This window comes from Liquorilactobacillus uvarum DSM 19971 (genome assembly GCF_001434935.1).
Classification (GTDB): Bacteria; Bacillota; Bacilli; order Lactobacillales; family Lactobacillaceae; genus Liquorilactobacillus; species Liquorilactobacillus uvarum.
The window spans coordinates 26,163-45,796 of record NZ_AZEG01000015.1 but is presented as its reverse complement, the minus strand read 5'-3'; the positions used below and the strand labels follow the sequence as shown (position 1 = coordinate 45,796).

Below are 19,634 nucleotides of genomic sequence, written 5' to 3'. Positions count from 1 at the left end.
AATGGACTACTTTGCAAATGATTTAACAAGTTTGCACGATTTATTAGTAAAAAAGGAAATTAGTGCGACTGATCTAACTAAGGAAACTCTTGCCGTAATTAAAGAGCGTGAACAAAAAGTTGATGCTTTTTTAAGTGTCGATGAAAAGGGAGCCTTAGAACAAGCAGCAGAAATAGATAAAACAGGTATTGACGCTGATAATGTATTATCAGGAATACCGCTTGGAATCAAAGACAACATTGTAACCAAAGGTTTGACAACAACAGCTGCCAGCAAGATTTTGGAAAATTTTGAACCTATATACGATGCAACAGTTATTGAAAAACTCAAGGCTGCTAAAGCAATTACAATTGGCAAAACCAATATGGATGAGTTTGCGATGGGCGGCTCGACAGAAAATTCAGCTTTCAAACTGACTAAAAATGCTTGGGATCAGACCAAAGTTCCAGGCGGTTCTTCAGGTGGTTCAGCAGCAGCAGTTGCTGCTGGTGAAGTTGTTGCTTCCTTAGGTTCTGATACTGGTGGCTCAATTCGTCAACCTGCATCCTTCAACGGAATTGTCGGAGTTAAACCAACATATGGTCGCGTGTCACGTTACGGTCTGATAGCTTTTGCATCTAGTTTGGACCAAATTGGACCATTTACTAGGACGGTCAAGGACAATGCTTTGCTCTTAAGTGCAATCAGTGGGGCAGATACACGTGATTTTACGAGTTCTAAACATGAAGTACCTGATTTTACAAAGGGAATAGATGGCGGAGTGAAGGGGATGCATATAGCCGTTCCTAAGGAATACTTAGGTGAGGGTGTTGCTGACGATATCAAAAAAGCTGTTAAAAATGCTATTTCTGTTTTCGAAAAATTAGGAGCAATCGTCGATGAAGTTAGTTTGCCGCATAGTAAATATGGTGTACCGGTTTACTATATTATTGCTTCATCAGAAGCATCATCTAATTTGCAGCGTTTCGATGGAATTCGCTATGGACATCGCGCTCAGGCTGTTAAGAACTTGGAAGATGTATACGTAAAATCAAGATCTGAAGGTTTTGGTGATGAAGTTAAACGCCGTATCATGCTAGGGACATTCTCATTGTCTGCTGGTACCTATGATGCCTTCTTTAAGAAGGCTGCTCAAGTTAGAACATTAATTTGTCAAGATTTTGCACGAGTGTTTGCTAAGTATGATCTAATTTTAGGACCAACAACGCCAACAACAGCATTTGGTATTGGAGAGGACATTAAAGATCCTGTTACGATGTATATGAATGATATATTGACTATTCCGGTCAATCTTGCGGGATTGCCGGGAATGTCTCTTCCTGCCGGGTACAGCAAGGGATTACCGGTTGGTCTGCAATTAATTGCAAATCAATTTGATGAAACAACAATGTATCGTGCGGGTTATGCTTTTGAACAAGCAACCGAATTTCATAAGCAGGTACCAATGATTGGAGGGCAAAATTAATGAATTTTGAAACAACGATCGGTCTGGAAGTTCATATTGAAATGAAAACAAACTCTAAAGCTTTTTCTCCAGCTCCTGTGCAATATGGATCAGATCCTAATACAAATACAAATGTGGTTGACTGGGCTTTTCCAGGAGTATTGCCAACGGTTAATAAAAGAGCATTGGAATTTGGTATGCGTGCAGCGTTAGCTCTAAATTGTGAAATTACGAGAGATATTCATTTTGATCGTAAAAACTATTTCTATCCTGATAATCCAAAAGCATACCAAATAACACAATCACAAACACCAATTGGACGTCATGGCTGGCTTGAGATTGAAGTCGATGGTCAGAAGAAAAAAATTGGAATTGAAGAAATGCACGTTGAAGAAGATGCTGGTAAGAACACACATAGCTCCGATGGTTATTCTTATGTTGATCTTAACCGCCAAGGAACACCTCTGATTGAAATTGTTTCAAAACCAGATATATCCTCTGCAGACGAAGCTTACGCTTACTTAGTACGTCTACGTCAGATAATACAGTTTACTGGCATCTCGGATGTGAAGATGGAAGAAGGATCAATGCGTGCAGATGTCAATGTTTCTGTCCGGCCTATCGGTTCTGATAAGCTAGGTACTAAAACTGAGATGAAGAACCTTAACTCGTTTGAACATGTACGTAAAGGATCACATTATGAGTCTAAGCGTCAGCAAAGAGTTCTGATGGCAGGAGATGAAATCAGGCAGGAAACACGTCGTTTTGATGAAGCAACAGGAGAAACAATTTTGATGCGTGTTAAGGAAGGCGCAAGTGATTACCGTTATTTTCCAGAACCAGACTTGCCACCAATACATATTTCAGATGATTGGGTGCAGGAAGTCAAAAAATCAATACCTGAAATGCCGGACAAACGTCGTAAACGCTATGTTGAAGATTGGGGTTTGCCTGAATATGATGCAAATGTCTTAACTCAGACCAAGGAAATGTCTGACTTCTTTGAAGAAACTGTTGCCCAAGGGGCAGATCCTAAATTAGCCGGTAATTGGTTGATGGGTGACGTTAACGCGTATTTAAATGCTAAACAAATTGGTTTGTTAGATACAAAATTAACACCAGAGCACCTAGCAACGATGATTAAATTGATTCAAAATGCGACAATTTCTTCCAAAATAGCTAAAAAAGTATTTAAGGAAATCATTACTAACGGCAGTGAACCAAAAGCATGGGTCGAGAAAAAGGGACTTGTTCAATTATCAGATCCTGCTGTATTGCAGCCAATCATCGATGATGTGCTTCAAAATAATGAAAAGTCAATTGAAGATTATAAAAACGGTAAGGATCGTGCCATTGGATTCTTGGTGGGTCAGATCATGAAACAGACACGTGGTAAAGCAAATCCAAAAGTTGTTAATAAATTGCTGATAGCGAGTTTGAAACAACTTTAAAAATGTGATCTTGAATACCGGATAAGGGGAGTTAATGATGCAAAAGCGTTGCAGGATCATTTATAATCCAACTTCAGGTCGTGAAGCGATGAAGAATGATCTAGTAGAAATTTTAAACATTTTGGAACGTGCTGGGTATGAAACCAGTGCTTTTCAAACAACGCCTGAGCCTGATTCTGCGCGCAATGAGGCTGAACGCGTTGCTAGAGCTGGTTTTAATTTGATTGTTGCTGCTGGCGGTGATGGAACGATCAATGAGGTTGTAAATGGAATTGCACCACTTAAGCAGCGCCCAAAGATGGGGATTATCCCAGCCGGAACAACTAATGACTATGCGCGCGCTTTAAGGATACCGCGTGAAGATCCTGTTGAAGCAGCTAAAGTCATTGCTAAGGGTCAAACGGTTAATATGGATATTGGACAGGCAGGAGAAAAATATTTCGTGAATATTGCTGGTGGTGGGTTATTGACAGAGCTAACATACGGAGTTCCATCTCAGTTCAAGTCTTTATTTGGATACTTAGCCTACTTGTTGAAAGGTGCAGAGATGTTGCCACGGATTAAGCCTATAAAAATGCATTTAGAATATGATAACGGAATTTTTGATGGAAAAGCATCAATGTTTCTGCTAGCACTGACTAATTCGATTGGCGGATTTGAACAAATTGTTCCAGATGCATCTTTGGACGATGGTAAGTTTACCTTGATCGTTGTCAAGACCAGCAATTTGGTTGAAATTTTACAGCTGATGACAATGGTCCTAAATGGGGGACGCCATATTAATGATCCTCGGATATTATATGTTAAAACCTCGAAGCTGACGGCTAAACCTGTTGATGAAAAGATGATGATTAACATTGATGGGGAGTACGGCGGGGATGCTCCAATGATTTTCAGAAATTTAAAGCAGCATATTCAAATGTTTGCTAATACTGAAGAGATACCAAAGGGAGCAATTACTTCTTCTAATAAAACACCAGAAGAAATCGATGCAAGTCAGCACTTTGTTGAAAGTGTGGAAGACTTGATCGGAGAAGATATCAATGGCGACGGAGCAGTTGGAGAAAAAGATAAAAAGTAGTCAAAAAGCACCGCGGTCTTTTTTGTAGATAAGAGCGCGGTGTTTTTTGAGCAAAGAGGAGAAAAACATGGGGAGTAAATCACCAGTTAGCAAAAATGAAGAATTAACAGTTACAATTGAGGATTTGACGTACCAAGGAATGGGTGTTGCTAAGGTCGATCACTACCCATTATTTATCGAAAATGCTTTACCCACGGAAAAGGTTAAGGTGCATGTACTTAAGGCCTCAAAAAATTACGGCTTCGCTAAGGTTATCGAGCAGTTGAGTACAAGTGACCAACGTGTTGAAGTGACTGAAAATCACTATCTTCAAACCGGAATTGCACCACTGCAGCACCTTAATTATGCAGCACAACTTGAATTTAAACGCAATCAAATATCAGAGCTGCTTAATAAAATTCATTTGAAAAATGTTGAAGTTGCACCAACAATTGGTATGGATGAACCTTATCATTATCGCAATAAGGCACAAGTGCCGGTTAGAGCAGTTAATGGAAAACTTGAAACAGGTTTTTTTAAGAAAAATAGTCACACTTTTGTTCCATTAGAAGATTTTCTTATCCAGGATAAAAGAATTGATGAGGTAATTAAAGAAGTTCGTGATGTTTTGCGTAAATTTAATATTGAAGCCTACGATGAGCGCAAACATAGTGGAGTTATTAGACATATTATGGTTCGACGAGGTTATTACACACATGAAGTTATGGTTGTCCTTGTCACACGTTCAAAGAGGATTCCAATGCAGGACCAGATTGTAGAAGCAATTCAGACAAAATGTCCAGATGTTTGCAGTATCATTCAGAATGTTAATCAGGTGTCCACTAACGTTATTTTAGGCAAACAGGATAAGTTGTTAGCGGGTAAGAAACAGATCAAAGATCAACTAAATGGAATAACTTTTAATATTTCACCGCAGTCGTTTTACCAAGTTAATCCTGTCCAGACTGAAAGGCTCTATCAAGTAGTTGCCGAAGGTGCTAACTTAACAGGCAAAGAGACAGTAATCGATGCTTATTGCGGAATTGGAACAATTTCATTAACACTTGCAGCTAAAGCCGCGAAAGTTTATGGTGTAGAAATTGTTCCTGAAGCAATAATCGATGCCAAACTGAATGCAGCGGCGAATGGAATTGAAAATACACAATTTGAAACAGGCATGGCAGAAGAATGGATGCAAAAATGGGAGGAACAGGGAATTAAGCCAGATGTGATCGTTGTTGATCCTCCACGCAAGGGGCTCGCTGAAAGCTTGGTTGAAAGTGCAGTTAAGATGAATCCCAATAAGATTGTTTATGTCAGCTGCAACCCTGCAACTTTGGTCAGAGATTTGCAATTGTTTCTTGGAAAAGGATACACAATTGAGCAGCCAATCCAGCCTGTTGATCAATTTCCACAGACGGTACATGTTGAGAGCGTTACAGTCCTATCGAGAAGATAGGTCAAGACGAGCTTACAGGCAAAATCTGACTGAAGCAAGAAATAACGAGAGCTTGACTAAGCTGATCGTGAGTCTATTCCAAGCGTAACGGTATCAAATACAAATATTAAGTATCTTGTTTGCATGGTACGGGGACAAACTTTACCATAACTGGGAGAAGGTTCGAATGACGAAAAACATTGTAATACCAAGCAATTTAACTCAATTTAAGGAGCGGTACTATTATAAAACTGAGCTAACTGAGCTATGTTGTTTCCTTAAACTGCCAACAACTGGAACAAAGGCAGAACTAAATTCTTATGTCGAACAATATCTTTCCGGTACACCAGTTTATGAGATAAAGGCAAGACGTCCTCTGATTAGGAAAAAGTTACTTGTGGCGGATCAAATTAAATTAGATACTAAAATCGTTGGATCTGGTTTTGCTTTTAATAGTGAGGCACGCAAGTTTTTTGCTGCTTATTTCGGTGTGGAAAAATTTTCCTTTAAAAAAGAAATGGCAATTGTTAAACGTAAGGCTGAGCAAGAAAATAATACTAAAATGACGGTGTCTGACTTAATTGAGTGTTCTCTGCACTTAAGGGATGATAAAAAAGAGCTTGCAGCTGTCTCTGAAGAAAAAACATACCAATGGAATAATTTTGTACGTGATTTTTTTCTGGATCCAGCAACGGCTCAATATACTGATCGACTTAAGGTAGCAGCTCTTTTGTGGAAATATGTAAAAAAGACTAAACAACAGAAAAAATATTCAACAATTTTGCTCGAAACGTATGCTGCTGAAGTTGAAGAATATTTAAAGTTGAAATAACACTCAATTTGAAAATTAAATTGGAAATTTTGCTTGAAATTTGTTTACTGAAAAGTGATTTTTATTTACATTGAAACACAATTATATGGAATCAAAAGAGGCTGGCTCAAAATTAAACTTTTGAGTCAACCTCTTTTTGTGTTGTAAGAAATATTTTTAAATCACAGATTATTTTTTCCCCAATCGTTCAGAGATTGCATAAGCGGTACTAAACTTTTCCCTTTAGTCGTTAGATAGTATTCAGATTTGAAGGGCGGTTTGTTTCCAATTAAATTGTTTGAAATGATTTTTTCAGAAGTTAGTGTTTCAAGAGATCTTGTTAACATGATGTTAGTAATCCCAACAGTTCTATTTTTAAGTTGGTTAAAACGAATTCCTTCTTCATTGTAAATTATCCATAGAATGTTGAGTTTCCATTTCCCAGCGAAGACGTCCATTACTTTTGAAACGCCGCAAGACCATTCATCTGTTGTTTGCATATTATTAACCTGCCTTTTTAAGTTACAAAAATGTGCGTACTTTTTATTGTTCCATTTTGTTAATACAATAACTTTATAACGAAGAAGGGGAGTATTACTAATGGATTTTTTAAATAATTTGGACGAGCGAAAATCGATTCGCCATTTTGTACCTAATGTAGAGATTAGCGACCAGAAAATATTAGAGATGTTGAGCCATGCTGCAAATGCTCCATCCAATAATAATTCTCAGCCATGGAAAGTGTATGTGGTCAAAAACACAGTTATGAAGAACAAATTAAAAGAACTATCTTTTGGTCAGGCTCATGTTGCCGAAGCATCAGCTGTATTATTGATATTGGGAGATAAGAGTCAATATGACATAGAGAAGGTAGTTAATTATAGTATTAAACATCACCTTATTGAAAATGATCAAGCAGAAAATAAACGCAAACGAATTGAAACATATTTTGCGACACATCCAGAAGATAAAGAAGAAACTGGACTGCGTTTGGACCTTGGTTTGTTCAGCATGAATTTGATGCATGTAATTCGGGCTTTCGGATATGATTCAGTACCGATGAGAGGAGTCAATTTTAATGATGTTCTTGACTATTTAAAAATATCTGAAAAACTATTTCCGATAATGCTCTTGCCAATAGGTAAGGCACGCAGCCATGGACATGATCATATTCGAGAAGACTCAAAAAATTTTACCACAATTATTCATTAGTGCAAGAGATTTAAATGTTTCAATGTGGGGTACGTGTGTACGAAAACGGTACTTACAAAAATTTAAGTTTAGAGCGGCCATGAAAATCCTAACTCAAATAGGAAAATCATAGCTGCTTTTTTGAACAAGCATTCAAAAATAGTTTTTGACTGATTAGTCAAATATAATTAGAATAGAGTTATGGGAAGAAAAAAGAGTTTTCAACAATCTGAAATATTAAAAATCATCAGTACTGTTTTTGTTAAATATGGTTTTGAAGGAACCTCGCTTGATGATCTTGTCAAAGCAACTGGTCTTCTTCGTGGAAGTCTTTATTCTGCTTTCGGCAGCAAGCGTGGAATGTTTATTGATGCCTTATCAGAAAATATCAAACAGCAGAAAGATAGTGAAATTACAATTACTTTAGTCATTATTGCAATGATGGAATTGGCTGCAAAAGACAATACGATTAGACGGCTTCTAAAACAGTGGTACAAAGAAAGTGCTTCTTCAAATGTGAAGGAGCTTCTAGGCAGAGCTGTACTTAAGCAAAGCGGTATTTTAAAGGAAGAAGAGAAGAATAGCCATGGAAAATAAAGTTAGTTTAACAGGTAACAAGTTAGTAGTAGTACCACAAGGTATTAATAAGATTTTTGCTGTAAAAGGACGTTTAGAAATACCTTTGCAGAATATAGAAGGAGCAACTATTGATAACGGTATTCTCAATGAATTTCGTGGCTTAAAGGCACCGGGCACAAGTATTCCTGGATTTTATGCAGGAACTTTTCGCAAAAATAATGAAAAAACTTTTTTCAATATCAAACGTACCAGTATGGCAGTTGTTATCCAGCTTAGAAATGAAAAGTATACACGGTTAGTTTTAGGGGTTGAAGATGGACGAAAACTGGTTGATGAAATTAATAATGTTATAAAAATATAAAACTGATACCGAATTAAAAGTCATAATTGGGAGAGTAAGATTTTCCTATGAGAGAGGAAGCATAGATGGAATACTTTGTTCTTTTGCGTGGTGTAACACCAACGGGGAAAAACCGAATACCCAAAATGTCAATTTTAAGGTCAATTATAGAAGATGCTGGATTTAAGAATGTGACGACCTATATTCAAAGTGGAAATGTTATTTTTGACTCCGATTTGTTAAAAACAGAGGTTGCAAAAAAAGTGCATATGCAGATATTAGAAAACATAGGAGCTGATTTAAAAGTAATTGTCAAAAGTAGGAAAGAACTTGCAGTAGCAGTTAATGGGAATCCATTTGATGATACTCATGATTATTCTAGAGTGCATTTAGCTTTTTTCAATGAACTGTTATCTAAATTGAATTTAGACTTACTGAAGAATATTTCGTTTTGGGGAGAGAAATTAAGTTTTGGTTCGGAATGTCTCTATATGTATTTACCAAGAGATACTGCAAAGAAGAGGCTCAACACTAATTTTTTAGAGCGTAAACTACAGACGGATGTTACAACTAGGAAAATCAATGTTATCACTAAGTTGATGAATCTAGAGAGAAATTAAAAAGGATTTATGAATTTTTGTCACTGTATTTTGTATATTGAAAACATGTTACAAACACAGTGTAAGTTGGTTTATTAGCAATTCGTGACTAAGTGTAAAGGGCGAATTATTGAAAAGAGTTAAGTAGTATGATTACAAGGTAAGAATAAGGATCCAGATCAAAAGTTGCATTTTGACCTGAATCCTTATTCTAATTGGAAATATTTTTTTTATCGTCACAATTTTCAGGGAGACTAGTGATGCTGATTGGATAAACACGATTGTCGGCTTCATCAAACAAGCTGATTGGTTGATAGTCTGTTGCATCAATGCGCAGATGGTAACCGTAGTTATCCAAAAAGATCAATTCTTTTGTGTCTATATGTTCAATTCTACCAGGCAGTTTCCGCGTGTCTATCAGTACATCAAAGGCAGGGGTAATTTCTAGCTGGTGGGTGCGATGACTGAGTTCGTCTGAAAAGTTCCAAATGCCAACATAAAGGGATGGTAAAACAGCATCAGGGCTATGGTCGGCATCGGTTGGAATGTGATTAAAAAGGTGCTTTTTTAGAAGTAAACTTAACTTCTGCATTTTTCCGGGTTTCATTATAAAGGTGCCCCTCCTTGGGTAATACTGGATAGACAACGGAACTGTGTAAGTTATCACGTATCTTCAGCTCTAATATAACATTTTTTATTAGAACAACATAGATAATGAATTGAAATTTAACAGTAACATGATGAAAATGAAATATTGTAGTCATGTTATTGCGTTTGTAATGATTATGTTAAAAATCTGAAATCTGTAATATATACGTGCCATGTAATTTCTGCTACAATAAACAAATAGAAAGCGATTAAAAAGGAGGAATCTAGGATGCTGAAGTTAGGAATTATCGGTACTAATTGGATAACAGAACAGTTCATTGAAGCAGTATTTCAAACAAAAAAATGGCAACTGACAAGTGTGTACTCCAGAACTTTGACCAAAGCTGAAACTTTTGCTCGAAAATTTACAGATAATGCTGAATGTTACACTGAGTTGGATCGTTTTTTTAAAGATGGAAATTTTGATGTAGTTTATATCGCATCACCTAATAGTCTACATTTTGAACAAGCACGAGCTGCAATTCTTGCAGGAAAACATGTTATTGTTGAAAAACCAGCGTGTTCAAATCCCAAGGAAATGCGGCAGATTATTCGTCTGCTAAGGCAAAATCGTGGTGTTTATTATTTTGAAGCTGCGCGTCATTTTCATGAACGTAATTTTAAAATGCTTAAGCAGCGGATAAAAGAAATGGATGTTATTCAAGGGGCAAGTCTAACATACATGAAGTATTCATCGCGTTACGATAGTTTTTTAGCTGGAAACGAACCAAATATTTTTTCTTTGCGGTTTTCCGGTGGTGCGTTGCAGGATCTCGGTGTTTATCTCATTTATAATGCTGTTTCTTGGTTTGGAGTTCCAAATGATGTGATATATTATCCAACTAAGTTGCATAACGGAATCGATGGAAAAGGAACGGCTATTTTGAAATATTCGAATTATCAAGTCAATTTGAATTTTGGAAAAACAGCCAATTCCTACCTTACAAGTGAAGTCTACGGTATGAAAGAGACAATTGTAATGGACAACGCAGCAGAACTCAAAAAAGTTACACTTCTTGACGGTCAAGGCAGCAAGCGTGATTTGACTCAGGAAGTTGATAAAAATCCGATGCTTTCTGAAGTACAAGATTTTACGAATGTTTTGAATGACCCAACGTCGTTGGATTCAAGGCAGCAAATGGACGACTGGTTAGCAGTTGCCGTTCAAGTTAACCGTGTTATGTACGATTTGCGTAGTAGTGCACATTTGTATTTTGATGCGGATTCTAAACAATTATCATGAAGAGGAAAAGATGAATCCAAAATTAGAGGTATTTTTTAAAGATCAAGGCTTTGAAAACTTTTCACCTATCCAAGAAAAAGTTTATGAACCGCTTAGAGCAGGGCATAATGTTTTGGGACTGGCACCAACAGGATCCGGCAAAACTTTAGCGTACACTATTCCATTATTAGAACAACTAACGAGTAAAGCAGGGACTCAGATGATGGTAATTGCCCCTTCGCAAGAGTTGGCTGCACAGTTGACTAATGTAATGCGGGTCTGGGCTAAGGTACTCGATCTTAGGGTTGTATCCTTGATCGGCGGAGCAAATGTAAAACGACAGATTGAAAAATTGAAAAAGCACCCAGAAATCGTTGTCGGCACTCCAGGCCGCATGCTTGAGTTAGTGGAAGCTAAAAAATTGAAGCTGCATAAATTACAGTCAGTAGTTTTAGATGAAGCAGATGAGTTGCTGACAGAAGAGACTTTAATTTCGTGTCGTGCGTTAATTAGTCACGGACCAGCACGTGTGCAAATGTGTTTCTTTTCGGCTACTAAGACGAAAATCTTAGACGAATTGCCACGCTGGTTCGGAATCGATATCGAAATGATTGACGTTCGTTTAAGTGATAATACGCAAGGCAAAGTGACACATTACTTGCTTGAAACACCTGTGCGCAAGCGTGTTGATACGCTGAGAAAACTAGCACATCTAGATGGCTTTTATGCGTTGGTTTTCTTTAAGCAAGTAGCTACGATTCAAGCAGCTGCGGAAAAACTGCATTATCTCGGCGTCAAAGTAGCTATCCTGGATGGTCAGCAGCGCCAAGTTCAAAGAGAGCAGGCTTTACGGGATTTAAGACAGAGAAAAATATCATTATTGCTAACTACTGATGTTGCAGCACGCGGCTTAGATATTGTTGATCTGCCAGCAGTCGTCAATTTTGACCTACCTAAGGATGCTAATACTTACATTCATCGAGTAGGCCGGACAGGTCGGATGGGTGCTGTAGGTGCAGTGATAAATTTAGGAAATGAGCATGATCTGCGGCATTTTAAACAGCTACTTTCAGATGAAGACTACGCACTTTCTGAGGGATATTTGTATAGAGGCGAGTTAGTTGATAAAACAGAATTTGTTGAGAAGAGGAAAATGTCTGTTGAACCATCTGAAGAAAGCAAGTTAAAAGCAAAAAATAAAAATAAAATTAGGACTAAAGCTAAAACAACTGTATCTAAAAAACGAGTGCAGGACACGATAGTTCCTAAAAAGCATAAAAAAAAGCGCAAGAGACAGCAGTTGAATAAGGGAAAGCATGATAAAAGCAAGAAGTAAGGATTTATTTGCGGGTACTGCCTAGAGCTACTTCCATTATAACTAATAACAAAAGCCGGTAAATCAGATTTTTGATTTGAAAACGGGCACTAGCTCCATTATTAGTATTGACTTTGATGGCATAAGTTTTTATACTTATATGGTTGTTAGTTATTGTGGATTTGCGCTTGTAGCTCAGCAGGATAGAGCGACCGCCTCCTAAGCGGTAGGTCATCGGTTCGATTCCGATCAGGCGCACTATTAAAGGGCTGTTCCCATTTAGTTGGGATACAGTCTTTTTTAATCTAAAAATATCTGTAACAAATAATTTGTAGTACAATGTGAGTAAGGATTAATATATTGGAGTTGGTTATTTTTGAAAAAAATAAAAGTAATGACAGTTTTTGGTACTCGGCCAGAAGCAATAAAAATGGCTCCATTAGTGTTGGCGTTAAAAAATAGCAGATATTTTGAGACGTTGACTGTTGTAACAGCACAACATCGTGAGATGCTGGACCAGGTTTTGAAAACTTTCAATATTCAACCCGACTATGACTTGAATATAATGCATGCTAATCAAACCCTAGGAGAAATAACAGCAAATGTTTTGAAATTACTTGATAATATACTTGTTGAGAACAGTCCTGATATTGTTTTAGTTCATGGCGATACAACGACAACTTTTGCAGCAGGAGTGGCAGCTTTTTATCAAAAAATTCCTCTAGGTCACGTTGAGGCTGGTCTGCGAACGTGGAACAAATACTCCCCATATCCTGAAGAAATGAATCGTCAAATGACGGATGTGCTGAGTGATTTATATTTTGCACCCACTAAACAGAGTAAGAATAATTTATTACGAGAAGGACATGACGAACACAAGATATTTGTGACTGGCAACACAGCAATTGATGCTCTGAAAGAAACCATTCATGAGAATTACAGGCATGATGCTCTGAAAGAAATAGATCCGCAGCATAAACTGATTTTACTGACAATGCATCGACGTGAAAATCAAGGCAAACCGATGGAAAATGTTTTTTCGGCAGTGCGTCAAGTATTGTTGAATCATCCCGATGTTGATGTTATTTACCCAATGCATCTGAATCCTAAGGTTCGCAAAATTGCACGTGAAATACTGGGGAATGTTGCGCAAGTGCATTTGATCGAACCGTTAGATGTAGTTGACTTTCACAATCTCAGTGCAAGGAGTTATTTTATCATGACGGATTCTGGCGGCGTTCAAGAGGAGGCACCAGCATTGGGAAAACCAGTTCTAGTGTTGCGGGATACAACCGAGAGACCCGAGGGAGTAACTGCAGGTACTTTAAAATTAATTGGAACCGAGTTCGATAATGTTAAAAAAGAGATGGAAAAACTGCTTGATGATCAAGCAGCCTATAAGAAGATGTCAGATGCAAATAATCCTTATGGTGATGGCAATGCATCTGAACGCATCATTGAAAGTTTGAGTTACTTTTTCGGGAATCAGAAAAAAAAGCCAGTTGACTTCCAATAGTTTTTATTTAGGAGGAATCAGTGTGAGTGAGCAAAAGTTAGATCGATATGGTTTTGGTATTGAAGAACATGTATTTCATCGCTATTTTGCAGGATATACGATTGCGCTTAGATACTACCCTGAATTGTTTAGTCTTATCGAAAGGCATCCTGACATTGAAAACGTACGAACAATTTCCTCAAATATGAATATCGTTTTTGCAATTTTGCGTTATCAAGAAATGACAAAAGATTTGGTGAATCTGCAGGCAGTTAGCGATTCGAATGAAACTGATGAAAAAATATCTGAAGAAGTGCAGGAATTACGTGAGATTATTGATGTTTTGGAACATCTTAAATATACAATTGCGCATGATCCTGAGGCCACACATGAAGTTGCAGTAACAAAAGACAAAATCTTAGATTTAAATCATTTTAGAAAATAATAAATAAATTTTTTTGATTAGTAAATTAAGCAAAAAAATGGGCAATCTACTTAGGAAGAAAAGGAGTATGATCTTTCCTGATAGATTGTCCATTATTTATTTAAGATACAATTAACCAAGTCTTTTTTGATGCTTTTAAAAAATACATAGGTGAGAACTAATAAGACACTGACTAGGCTAATATACCAGCCTAGTTTTAAACCTGGTGTTTGATAGGACAATATTATGTGATGTTTCCCAGGTTTAAGCTTGAAGCCGACAAAGGCATTATTTGTTTTGAGAACATGCACAGGAGTGCCGTTATCAGTTGCAGTCCATCCTTTAGAATAAGGGATCGAGGAAGTGATCACTCCGCTACGAGATGTAATAATGTTACCAGAAACTTTGTTACGTGAAAATTTAAGCTCCTTTAATCTGTTTTTTTGGATTTTTTTGACTTCTGCAAAGTAGTTATTATTTATTTTCTCAGCTGTAATTTTCAATTTAAAATGATAATTTCCGATTTTTGACGGTGTCAAGGTCAAGTTAGTTGGTAAAGACGCAAAATATCCCATGTTTAAAACACTATTTTTGACGGTTTTGTAAAATGAAAGTTCGTTTTGCTTCGGCTGTTTGATTGTTCCTGAAGTAATTGGCGAAGCAACTGTCAGTGAGAAACTGCTATCGGGTGTACCTTGAAGAATGTGGTAGCGAAGGTTCTGATAGTAACTCAAAGAATCATTAAGAGTCAATGTGCTATTAGTTGAAGATGAGTGGTGTGCTTGCTGTTCAAGCTCAAGCTGGTTTTTTAATTTTTCAGGAGTATATTTGATATCGCTGAATTCTAAATGCAGCTCGGAATTTTTATATGCTGCTGGATTTTTAAGAATAATCAGATAGGATTCGTTGCTATCTTTTCGTTGAATATCACGTGATGAAACAAAATTGCCACGGGAAGATATTAATTGATAGTCAACATTTTGAACATCATGGCTGACAGAAGCTTTTTTCAATGATTTAATAGTTTTCGTGTTTAGATAAACTCCAGTTGCTAAGGAGCGTTCCTTCTGTGTTGGAGACATCTTAGAATAAGTTGAGCTAGAGAAAGCACTATCCTGCCAATATATTAATGGAAAGGCATAGTTACTGCGGTACCTTTGTGTTTGTTGACTTTGAGAACTTTTTTGATTAGCGTCTGAAATCAATGAACTAACTTTATCAAGTGTATAACCAGCTGGAATTTTCTTGTCATTTGCTTGATTGATTTGTGTAAATAAATAGCGAACACCGAAAAAATTGTTGAGAATCGTCCGGTCATCAAGTTGCCCTAAAGGAATGTTAGCCTCAAATTGAGAATTTTGCATTATATTGGCGAAGGTACCTATATTTTTATTTTGAAGTGAATAATAGGAACTAACAGAATTTGTATTGCTTGGTAGTGTGTTATACATATGAAATCCTGATCCTAGGTAGTAGTTGCTGCTTATCGTGGAAACACGATAAGTGTTTGTAGTTTTAAGATTGTTGTTAAGACCAGCATAGCGGTGTTTGATTAACTTTTCATATGAACCGAACGGGAGCATTTCGTTCGAGTAGCCTCCGTTGTAAGGTGCTTCGAAATATACTGCATTCAGAATTACATTCAGCAAAACGACTATCAAAAAAGCGTGAGCAGTCTTAGCCACTTTATGCCGTGAATAAAAAACAAGAGTTCTGTAGGTTACAAACAAAAATAAGAGCGGGATAAAAATTTTTTCATCGTTTTGAAAATAATAGCAGCAAATGATGAAAATTGAGTAGGCGAAGAGTGTATTTCGGAATAAATGCATAGTTTTGGACGAAATTTTGGGTGTGTTTGTAATTAAAATACAGCATGCAAATGAAAATGGAAGAGCAAGCATTAACGTCCAACGATTAGAAGGTGCCATAAAACCATTAAAGAAGGCACCAAAAAGAGGGAAAAGAAGCATTATTCCTCCAAGGACAAAGACACTCGCCAATAAGGGGTAATGTCGCCATTTAGCTAGAATATAAACAATAGCAAAGAAAACAATACTGGCAAAGCCAAGTGCACTCCAAAAATAAAAGCCACGATTACCTCCATTTATTAATTGGGATGGCAGTGCAAGGTAGTAGTAAAGAGGGTATAAAGTCAAGCCATTAGCAAAGACACCATCACTGCGGGTGGAGTTTTGAACTGCAAATATTTCGGGGACCAAAACAATTGCAGTTAATCCAAGACTTATTAAAGTACAGAAACTCAGTTTGAAGAATGTTTTGAATAGGTGAATTTTTTTTCGGTAATATAGTAAATAGCGTAGTACAAGAAAAATAGCTGCACCAATTCCGAGCATATAAGCAAAATAGAAATTATTGAAAAGCATCCAACAAAAAACAAAAATTAGCGGCCAAACAGACAATCCTTGCAAGACACGTTCAAGTGCAATAATTAACAATGGAAAGATAATGAAAGGAATTGTGAAAAATGGCTGAGCAACATTTGAATATAGTAAAAAGGCATTGAAAATATAGATCAAGGCACCTGTAATTATTACAGAGTGTGATAATTTAAAATGAGAGGCAAAAAAACAGAATGCTATTCCGGCACAATAGAGGCGAAGCACAATTAGAAATTGATATGCGAAAACGATCTTGCTGGCAGGGAACAACAAAGTTAGATAACTGAAGAAGTCGCCTAAAACATAATAACTATAAATTTGAAAAAGATCACCACCAATTCCCAATTTCCATGACCACTGAGGGACCTGTTGTAATGGATGGTGCAAAAACGAACGCAGAAAGTGTTGGTATTCTTGAAGCAGCGGAAGATGCTGCTGTGCACCATCAAGCCGCCAAATAAGCGAGTGTCCTGTTATCAGATAAGTACCGTAAACAAAAAATGAAACAAATAAAAAAATCAATGTATATTGTAAATATAATGAACCGTTATGTTTTTTTTCAAAGGAAAACTGCACAAAAAGCCCCTCCTGACTACCTGCAAGTATTGTACATTACAAACAACACTTGTGTGAAGTCAAGCAGAGCTTATTTTAAGATTCTATTACTTTTCCATAAACTTGTGAGGGTTTTAAGTTTATATTTTGAAAATTGTTTAATTATTTTTTTTATATGCAGCAATCAATGAATCCGCAAAGTCTTCTAACTGTTTAATATCTTTGTCGGAATCAGGTGCTAGATTGATTTTAACGTTTTCGGCACCCTTAGAAGCACCAGCTTGTGTGAATGCTTCATCAAATTTATCAACTGCAACACAGTAATATTCACCATAGAAAGTGTCACCTGAACCCGCGACACCATAAATCTTGTTAGCGAGATCGAGTTCAGCGAGATCCTCGAAGAAATCCATGCCTTCATCGGGAAGTGCACCTTCATCATAAGTGTAAGGAGTGACAACACAGATATCAACATCTTCAAAGTCTGCTGCATCACACTGTGAGATTTCTTCAGTATCGACTTCTATTCCTTTGGTTTCAAGAGCTTCAGAAATAATATCAGCTACATCTTCGTTATTGCCTGTAATGGACGCAAATACGACTTTTGCTTTAGCCATTAAAATACCTTCTTTCATATATTCACTATGAAACATTATAACAGATAACAAGAGAAACGAACGATAACAATTGTTGCTAGTATATGTAAGATAAACTTATTGCGCTATTTTCAAAGATTTAAGTTATAATGAATAGTGAAAATAAATTGGAGGCATTTAGAAATAATGATTACATTAAAATCACCACGCGAAATCGAAGAGATGCAGAAGTCTGGAGCAATTCTCGCCGGAATGCATGTCGGACTTAGAGACATTATTAAACCGGGTATTTCAAGTTGGGAAATTGAAAAATTCGCCTTAAAATATTATAAAGAACATGACGCTATTCCAGAGCAAGTTGGTTTTGAAGGTTACAAGTATGCAACATGTGTGAGTGTCAATGACGAGATTTGCCATGGCTTTCCACGCAAAAATTTGATTTTAAAAGATGCAGATCTTGTTAAAGTTGATACTGTTGTCAACTATCATGGTGCAATGAGCGATTCGTGCTGGACATATGTCGTTGGCAAGTCAACGCCTGAAATAGATCGTTTGATGAAAGTTACAAAGGATGCTCTTTACCTAGGTATTGAACAAGCACAAGTGGGAAATAGAATCGGTGATATCGGTGCGGCAATTCAGCATTTTACAGAAGATGAAAATGGTTACGGGGATGTGCGTGAATTTATAGGTCATGGTATAGGACCAACAATGCATGAAAGTCCCAATGTTCCACATTATGGTGAAGCAGGAAAAGGTCTGCGCTTAAGAGCAGGGATGACAATCACGATTGAACCGATGATTAATATTGGGACATGGAAAGCCGAAATGGATGATCCGAATGGCTGGACGGCAAGAACAGCTGACGGAAGTTTATCATGCCAGTATGAACATACATTGGCAATCACAAATGATGGTCCTAAAATTTTAACTTCGCAAGATCCTGAAAGAGATAAAAAATATTTGCTTAAATAAATTATTTTAAATTATAAAAATTTGGATGCAGGGTAGTTTTTAGCTGTTTCAAAAAAATTAAAAAGTACTGAATTAGGCCAAAAAAAATTTCACTTGTTTTGCATATCAAGAATGCTATAATAATCTATGTATTCTGATAACGCTAACAGATAAGGAGCTAGCATAATGAAAGTTAGAAAAGCTGTTATTCCAGCGGCAGGATTAGGAACACGTTTTCTTCCAGCCACAAAGGCATTAGCAAAAGAAATGTTGCCGATAATTGATAAACCGACAATTCAATATATTGTAGAGGAAGCAAAGAAATCTGGAATAGAAGACATTCTTGTTGTTACTGGTAAAGGTAAACGACCAATTGAGGATCATTTCGATTCTGTTCCAGAACTTGAACAGAATTTGAAGGAAAAAGGTAAGACAGAATTACTGAAATTAGTCGAACAGACGACAGATATCAACTTATACTTTATTCGGCAGTCACATCCACGTGGACTTGGTGACGCGGTTTTGATGGCAAAAGATTTTGTGGGTAATGAACCTTTTGTTGTTATGTTGGGTGATGATTTGATGCGTGACAAGGTTCCATTGACTAAGCAATTAATTGATCGTTACGATCAGACTCATGCATCTACGCTTGCAGTTATGAATGTTCCACATGACGAAGTTTACAAATACGGCGTTATTGATCCAGGTTCTGAAACAAGCAAGGGCCTTTATGATGTTAAGAAATTTGTTGAAAAACCGGATGTGGATAAAGCCCCAAGTGATTTAGCCATTATTGGACGTTATCTGCTGACACCCGAAATTTTTGGTATGTTGGAAACACAAAAACCAGGAGCTGGAAACGAGATTCAATTAACGGATGCGATCGATCGTTTAAACAAAATTCAGCGCGTTTTTGCACATGAGTTCAAGGGCGAACGTTTTGATGTAGGTTATAAATTCGGTTATTTGAAGACATCAATCCAATTTGGGCTCGAACATCCTGAAGTTAAGGATGATTTACGGGCATATATTAAAGAGTTGTCTAAGTCTTTGAAATAGCTTCTGTCTACTTTGACAAGTACTGAACGTAGTTATAAAAATTAGATATATTAG

General features: G+C 36.9%; 19 protein-coding genes and 1 tRNA gene. 16 read left to right on the top strand and 4 right to left on the bottom strand.

Going from position 1 to position 19,634, the window contains the following annotated elements; genetic code table 11:
- The first annotated feature begins 1 nt into the window (after window position 1).
- From gatA to FD20_RS08160, 5 genes are all read left to right on the top strand, one after another.
- A complete protein-coding gene (gene gatA / locus FD20_RS08180) occupies window positions 2-1,465 on the top strand; it encodes an Asp-tRNA(Asn)/Glu-tRNA(Gln) amidotransferase subunit GatA (protein ID WP_057737560.1) in 1,464 nt (487 codons plus the stop codon).
- Window positions 1,465-2,895, top strand: coding sequence for an Asp-tRNA(Asn)/Glu-tRNA(Gln) amidotransferase subunit GatB (gene gatB, locus FD20_RS08175; protein WP_057737558.1), 1,431 nt, complete (start codon window positions 1,465-1,467; stop codon window positions 2,893-2,895). Before gatA ends, gatB begins: the two co-directional genes overlap by 1 nt.
- Before the next feature lie 37 nt (window positions 2,896-2,932).
- Window positions 2,933-3,976: a diacylglycerol kinase gene (locus FD20_RS08170; protein ID WP_057737556.1), complete on the top strand. Its 1,044-nt coding sequence runs from the start codon at window positions 2,933-2,935 to the stop codon at window positions 3,974-3,976.
- A gap of 67 nt (window positions 3,977-4,043) precedes the next feature.
- On the top strand, window positions 4,044-5,414 hold the full coding sequence (rlmD, locus tag FD20_RS08165; RefSeq protein ID WP_057737554.1) for a 23S rRNA (uracil(1939)-C(5))-methyltransferase RlmD: 1,371 nt from the start codon (window positions 4,044-4,046) through the stop codon (window positions 5,412-5,414).
- A 166-nt stretch (window positions 5,415-5,580) separates the two neighbouring features.
- A complete protein-coding gene (locus FD20_RS08160; protein WP_057737552.1) occupies window positions 5,581-6,225 on the top strand; it encodes an SAP domain-containing protein in 645 nt (214 codons plus the stop codon).
- Window positions 6,226-6,386: 161 nt separating this feature from the next.
- On the opposite strand, the gene FD20_RS08155 is transcribed toward FD20_RS08160, so the two are convergent.
- The gene (locus FD20_RS08155) at window positions 6,387-6,704 is read right to left on the bottom strand and encodes a winged helix-turn-helix transcriptional regulator (protein WP_057737550.1); all 318 of its coding nucleotides are present in this window, start codon (window positions 6,702-6,704) and stop codon (window positions 6,387-6,389) included.
- A gap of 100 nt (window positions 6,705-6,804) precedes the next feature.
- On the opposite strand from FD20_RS08155, the gene FD20_RS08150 reads away from it, so the two are divergent.
- The 4 genes from FD20_RS08150 to FD20_RS08135 all read left to right on the top strand — a co-directional run bounded on the left by FD20_RS08150 (window position 6,805) and on the right by FD20_RS08135 (window position 8,934).
- A complete protein-coding gene (locus FD20_RS08150) occupies window positions 6,805-7,416 on the top strand; it encodes a nitroreductase family protein (RefSeq protein WP_057737548.1) in 612 nt (203 codons plus the stop codon).
- A 180-nt stretch (window positions 7,417-7,596) separates the two neighbouring features.
- Window positions 7,597-7,992 (top strand): TetR/AcrR family transcriptional regulator, encoded by a 396-nt coding sequence (locus FD20_RS08145; protein ID WP_057737546.1) that lies wholly within the window; start codon window positions 7,597-7,599, stop codon window positions 7,990-7,992.
- On the top strand, window positions 7,982-8,335 hold the full coding sequence (locus tag FD20_RS08140; RefSeq protein ID WP_057737544.1) for a PH domain-containing protein: 354 nt from the start codon (window positions 7,982-7,984) through the stop codon (window positions 8,333-8,335). The genes FD20_RS08145 and FD20_RS08140 overlap by 11 nt, the downstream gene beginning before the upstream one ends.
- Before the next feature lie 65 nt (window positions 8,336-8,400).
- Window positions 8,401-8,934 carry a DUF1697 domain-containing protein gene (locus FD20_RS08135; RefSeq protein WP_057737542.1) on the top strand — a complete coding sequence of 178 codons (534 nt, stop codon included), beginning with the start codon at window positions 8,401-8,403 and terminating at the stop codon, window positions 8,932-8,934.
- A gap of 190 nt (window positions 8,935-9,124) precedes the next feature.
- Here FD20_RS08135 and FD20_RS08130 read toward each other — a convergent pair whose 3' ends face one another.
- On the bottom strand, window positions 9,125-9,520 hold the full coding sequence (locus FD20_RS08130) for a DUF4828 domain-containing protein (RefSeq protein WP_235807740.1): 396 nt from the start codon (window positions 9,518-9,520) through the stop codon (window positions 9,125-9,127).
- Between the two features lie 270 nt (window positions 9,521-9,790).
- Here FD20_RS08130 and FD20_RS08125 point away from each other — a divergent pair, with 270 nt between their 5' ends.
- The 5 genes from FD20_RS08125 to FD20_RS08105 all read left to right on the top strand — a co-directional run bounded on the left by FD20_RS08125 (window position 9,791) and on the right by FD20_RS08105 (window position 14,038).
- Entirely contained in the window at window positions 9,791-10,804 is a 1,014-nt protein-coding gene (locus tag FD20_RS08125) for a Gfo/Idh/MocA family protein (protein ID WP_057737540.1), read from the top strand.
- A 10-nt stretch (window positions 10,805-10,814) separates the two neighbouring features.
- A complete protein-coding gene (locus tag FD20_RS08120; RefSeq protein ID WP_057737537.1) occupies window positions 10,815-12,119 on the top strand; it encodes a DEAD/DEAH box helicase in 1,305 nt (434 codons plus the stop codon).
- 163 nt (window positions 12,120-12,282) lie between these two features.
- A tRNA-Arg gene (locus FD20_RS08115) sits at window positions 12,283-12,356 on the top strand.
- Between the two features lie 118 nt (window positions 12,357-12,474).
- Window positions 12,475-13,614 carry a non-hydrolyzing UDP-N-acetylglucosamine 2-epimerase gene (gene wecB / locus FD20_RS08110; RefSeq protein ID WP_057737535.1) on the top strand — a complete coding sequence of 380 codons (1,140 nt, stop codon included), beginning with the start codon at window positions 12,475-12,477 and terminating at the stop codon, window positions 13,612-13,614.
- Window positions 13,615-13,636: 22 nt separating this feature from the next.
- Entirely contained in the window at window positions 13,637-14,038 is a 402-nt protein-coding gene (locus FD20_RS08105) for a hypothetical protein (RefSeq protein WP_057737533.1), read from the top strand.
- A 92-nt stretch (window positions 14,039-14,130) separates the two neighbouring features.
- Here the strand turns inward: FD20_RS08105 and FD20_RS08100 are convergent, their stop codons facing one another.
- Both FD20_RS08100 and FD20_RS08095 read right to left on the bottom strand, forming a co-directional pair.
- Window positions 14,131-16,992, bottom strand: coding sequence for a YfhO family protein (locus tag FD20_RS08100; RefSeq protein ID WP_057737531.1), 2,862 nt, complete (start codon window positions 16,990-16,992; stop codon window positions 14,131-14,133).
- A 137-nt stretch (window positions 16,993-17,129) separates the two neighbouring features.
- Window positions 17,130-17,588: a flavodoxin gene (locus FD20_RS08095; protein WP_057737529.1), complete on the bottom strand. Its 459-nt coding sequence runs from the start codon at window positions 17,586-17,588 to the stop codon at window positions 17,130-17,132.
- A 165-nt stretch (window positions 17,589-17,753) separates the two neighbouring features.
- On the opposite strand from FD20_RS08095, the gene map reads away from it, so the two are divergent.
- Entirely contained in the window at window positions 17,754-18,542 is a 789-nt protein-coding gene (gene map, locus FD20_RS08090; protein WP_057737527.1) for a type I methionyl aminopeptidase, read from the top strand.
- Between the two features lie 165 nt (window positions 18,543-18,707).
- Window positions 18,708-19,580 carry a UTP--glucose-1-phosphate uridylyltransferase GalU gene (gene galU / locus FD20_RS08085; protein ID WP_057737525.1) on the top strand — a complete coding sequence of 291 codons (873 nt, stop codon included), beginning with the start codon at window positions 18,708-18,710 and terminating at the stop codon, window positions 19,578-19,580.
- Window positions 19,581-19,634 lie beyond the last annotated feature (54 nt).

What these genes read in the sequence shown, in the direction of transcription:
- FD20_RS08170 (WP_057737556.1), top strand. Translation starts at nt 2,933, where the DNA reads ATGCAAAAGCGTTGCAGGATCATTTATAATCCAACTTCAGGTCGTGAA.
- FD20_RS08095 (WP_057737529.1), bottom strand. Translation starts at nt 17,588, where the DNA reads ATGGCTAAAGCAAAAGTCGTATTTGCGTCCATTACAGGCAATAACGAA.
- gatB (WP_057737558.1), top strand. Translation starts at nt 1,465, where the DNA reads ATGAATTTTGAAACAACGATCGGTCTGGAAGTTCATATTGAAATGAAA.
- FD20_RS08125 (WP_057737540.1), top strand. Translation starts at nt 9,791, where the DNA reads ATGCTGAAGTTAGGAATTATCGGTACTAATTGGATAACAGAACAGTTC.
- FD20_RS08160 (WP_057737552.1), top strand. Translation starts at nt 5,581, where the DNA reads ATGACGAAAAACATTGTAATACCAAGCAATTTAACTCAATTTAAGGAG.
- galU (WP_057737525.1), top strand. Translation starts at nt 18,708, where the DNA reads ATGAAAGTTAGAAAAGCTGTTATTCCAGCGGCAGGATTAGGAACACGT.
- FD20_RS08145 (WP_057737546.1), top strand. Translation starts at nt 7,597, where the DNA reads ATGGGAAGAAAAAAGAGTTTTCAACAATCTGAAATATTAAAAATCATC.
- FD20_RS08140 (WP_057737544.1), top strand. Translation starts at nt 7,982, where the DNA reads ATGGAAAATAAAGTTAGTTTAACAGGTAACAAGTTAGTAGTAGTACCA.
- FD20_RS08155 (WP_057737550.1), bottom strand. Translation starts at nt 6,704, where the DNA reads ATGCAAACAACAGATGAATGGTCTTGCGGCGTTTCAAAAGTAATGGAC.
- FD20_RS08135 (WP_057737542.1), top strand. Translation starts at nt 8,401, where the DNA reads ATGGAATACTTTGTTCTTTTGCGTGGTGTAACACCAACGGGGAAAAAC.
- FD20_RS08130 (WP_235807740.1), bottom strand. Translation starts at nt 9,520, where the DNA reads ATGAAACCCGGAAAAATGCAGAAGTTAAGTTTACTTCTAAAAAAGCAC.
- gatA (WP_057737560.1), top strand. Translation starts at nt 2, where the DNA reads ATGGACTACTTTGCAAATGATTTAACAAGTTTGCACGATTTATTAGTA.
- rlmD (WP_057737554.1), top strand. Translation starts at nt 4,044, where the DNA reads ATGGGGAGTAAATCACCAGTTAGCAAAAATGAAGAATTAACAGTTACA.
- FD20_RS08120 (WP_057737537.1), top strand. Translation starts at nt 10,815, where the DNA reads ATGAATCCAAAATTAGAGGTATTTTTTAAAGATCAAGGCTTTGAAAAC.
- FD20_RS08150 (WP_057737548.1), top strand. Translation starts at nt 6,805, where the DNA reads ATGGATTTTTTAAATAATTTGGACGAGCGAAAATCGATTCGCCATTTT.
- map (WP_057737527.1), top strand. Translation starts at nt 17,754, where the DNA reads ATGATTACATTAAAATCACCACGCGAAATCGAAGAGATGCAGAAGTCT.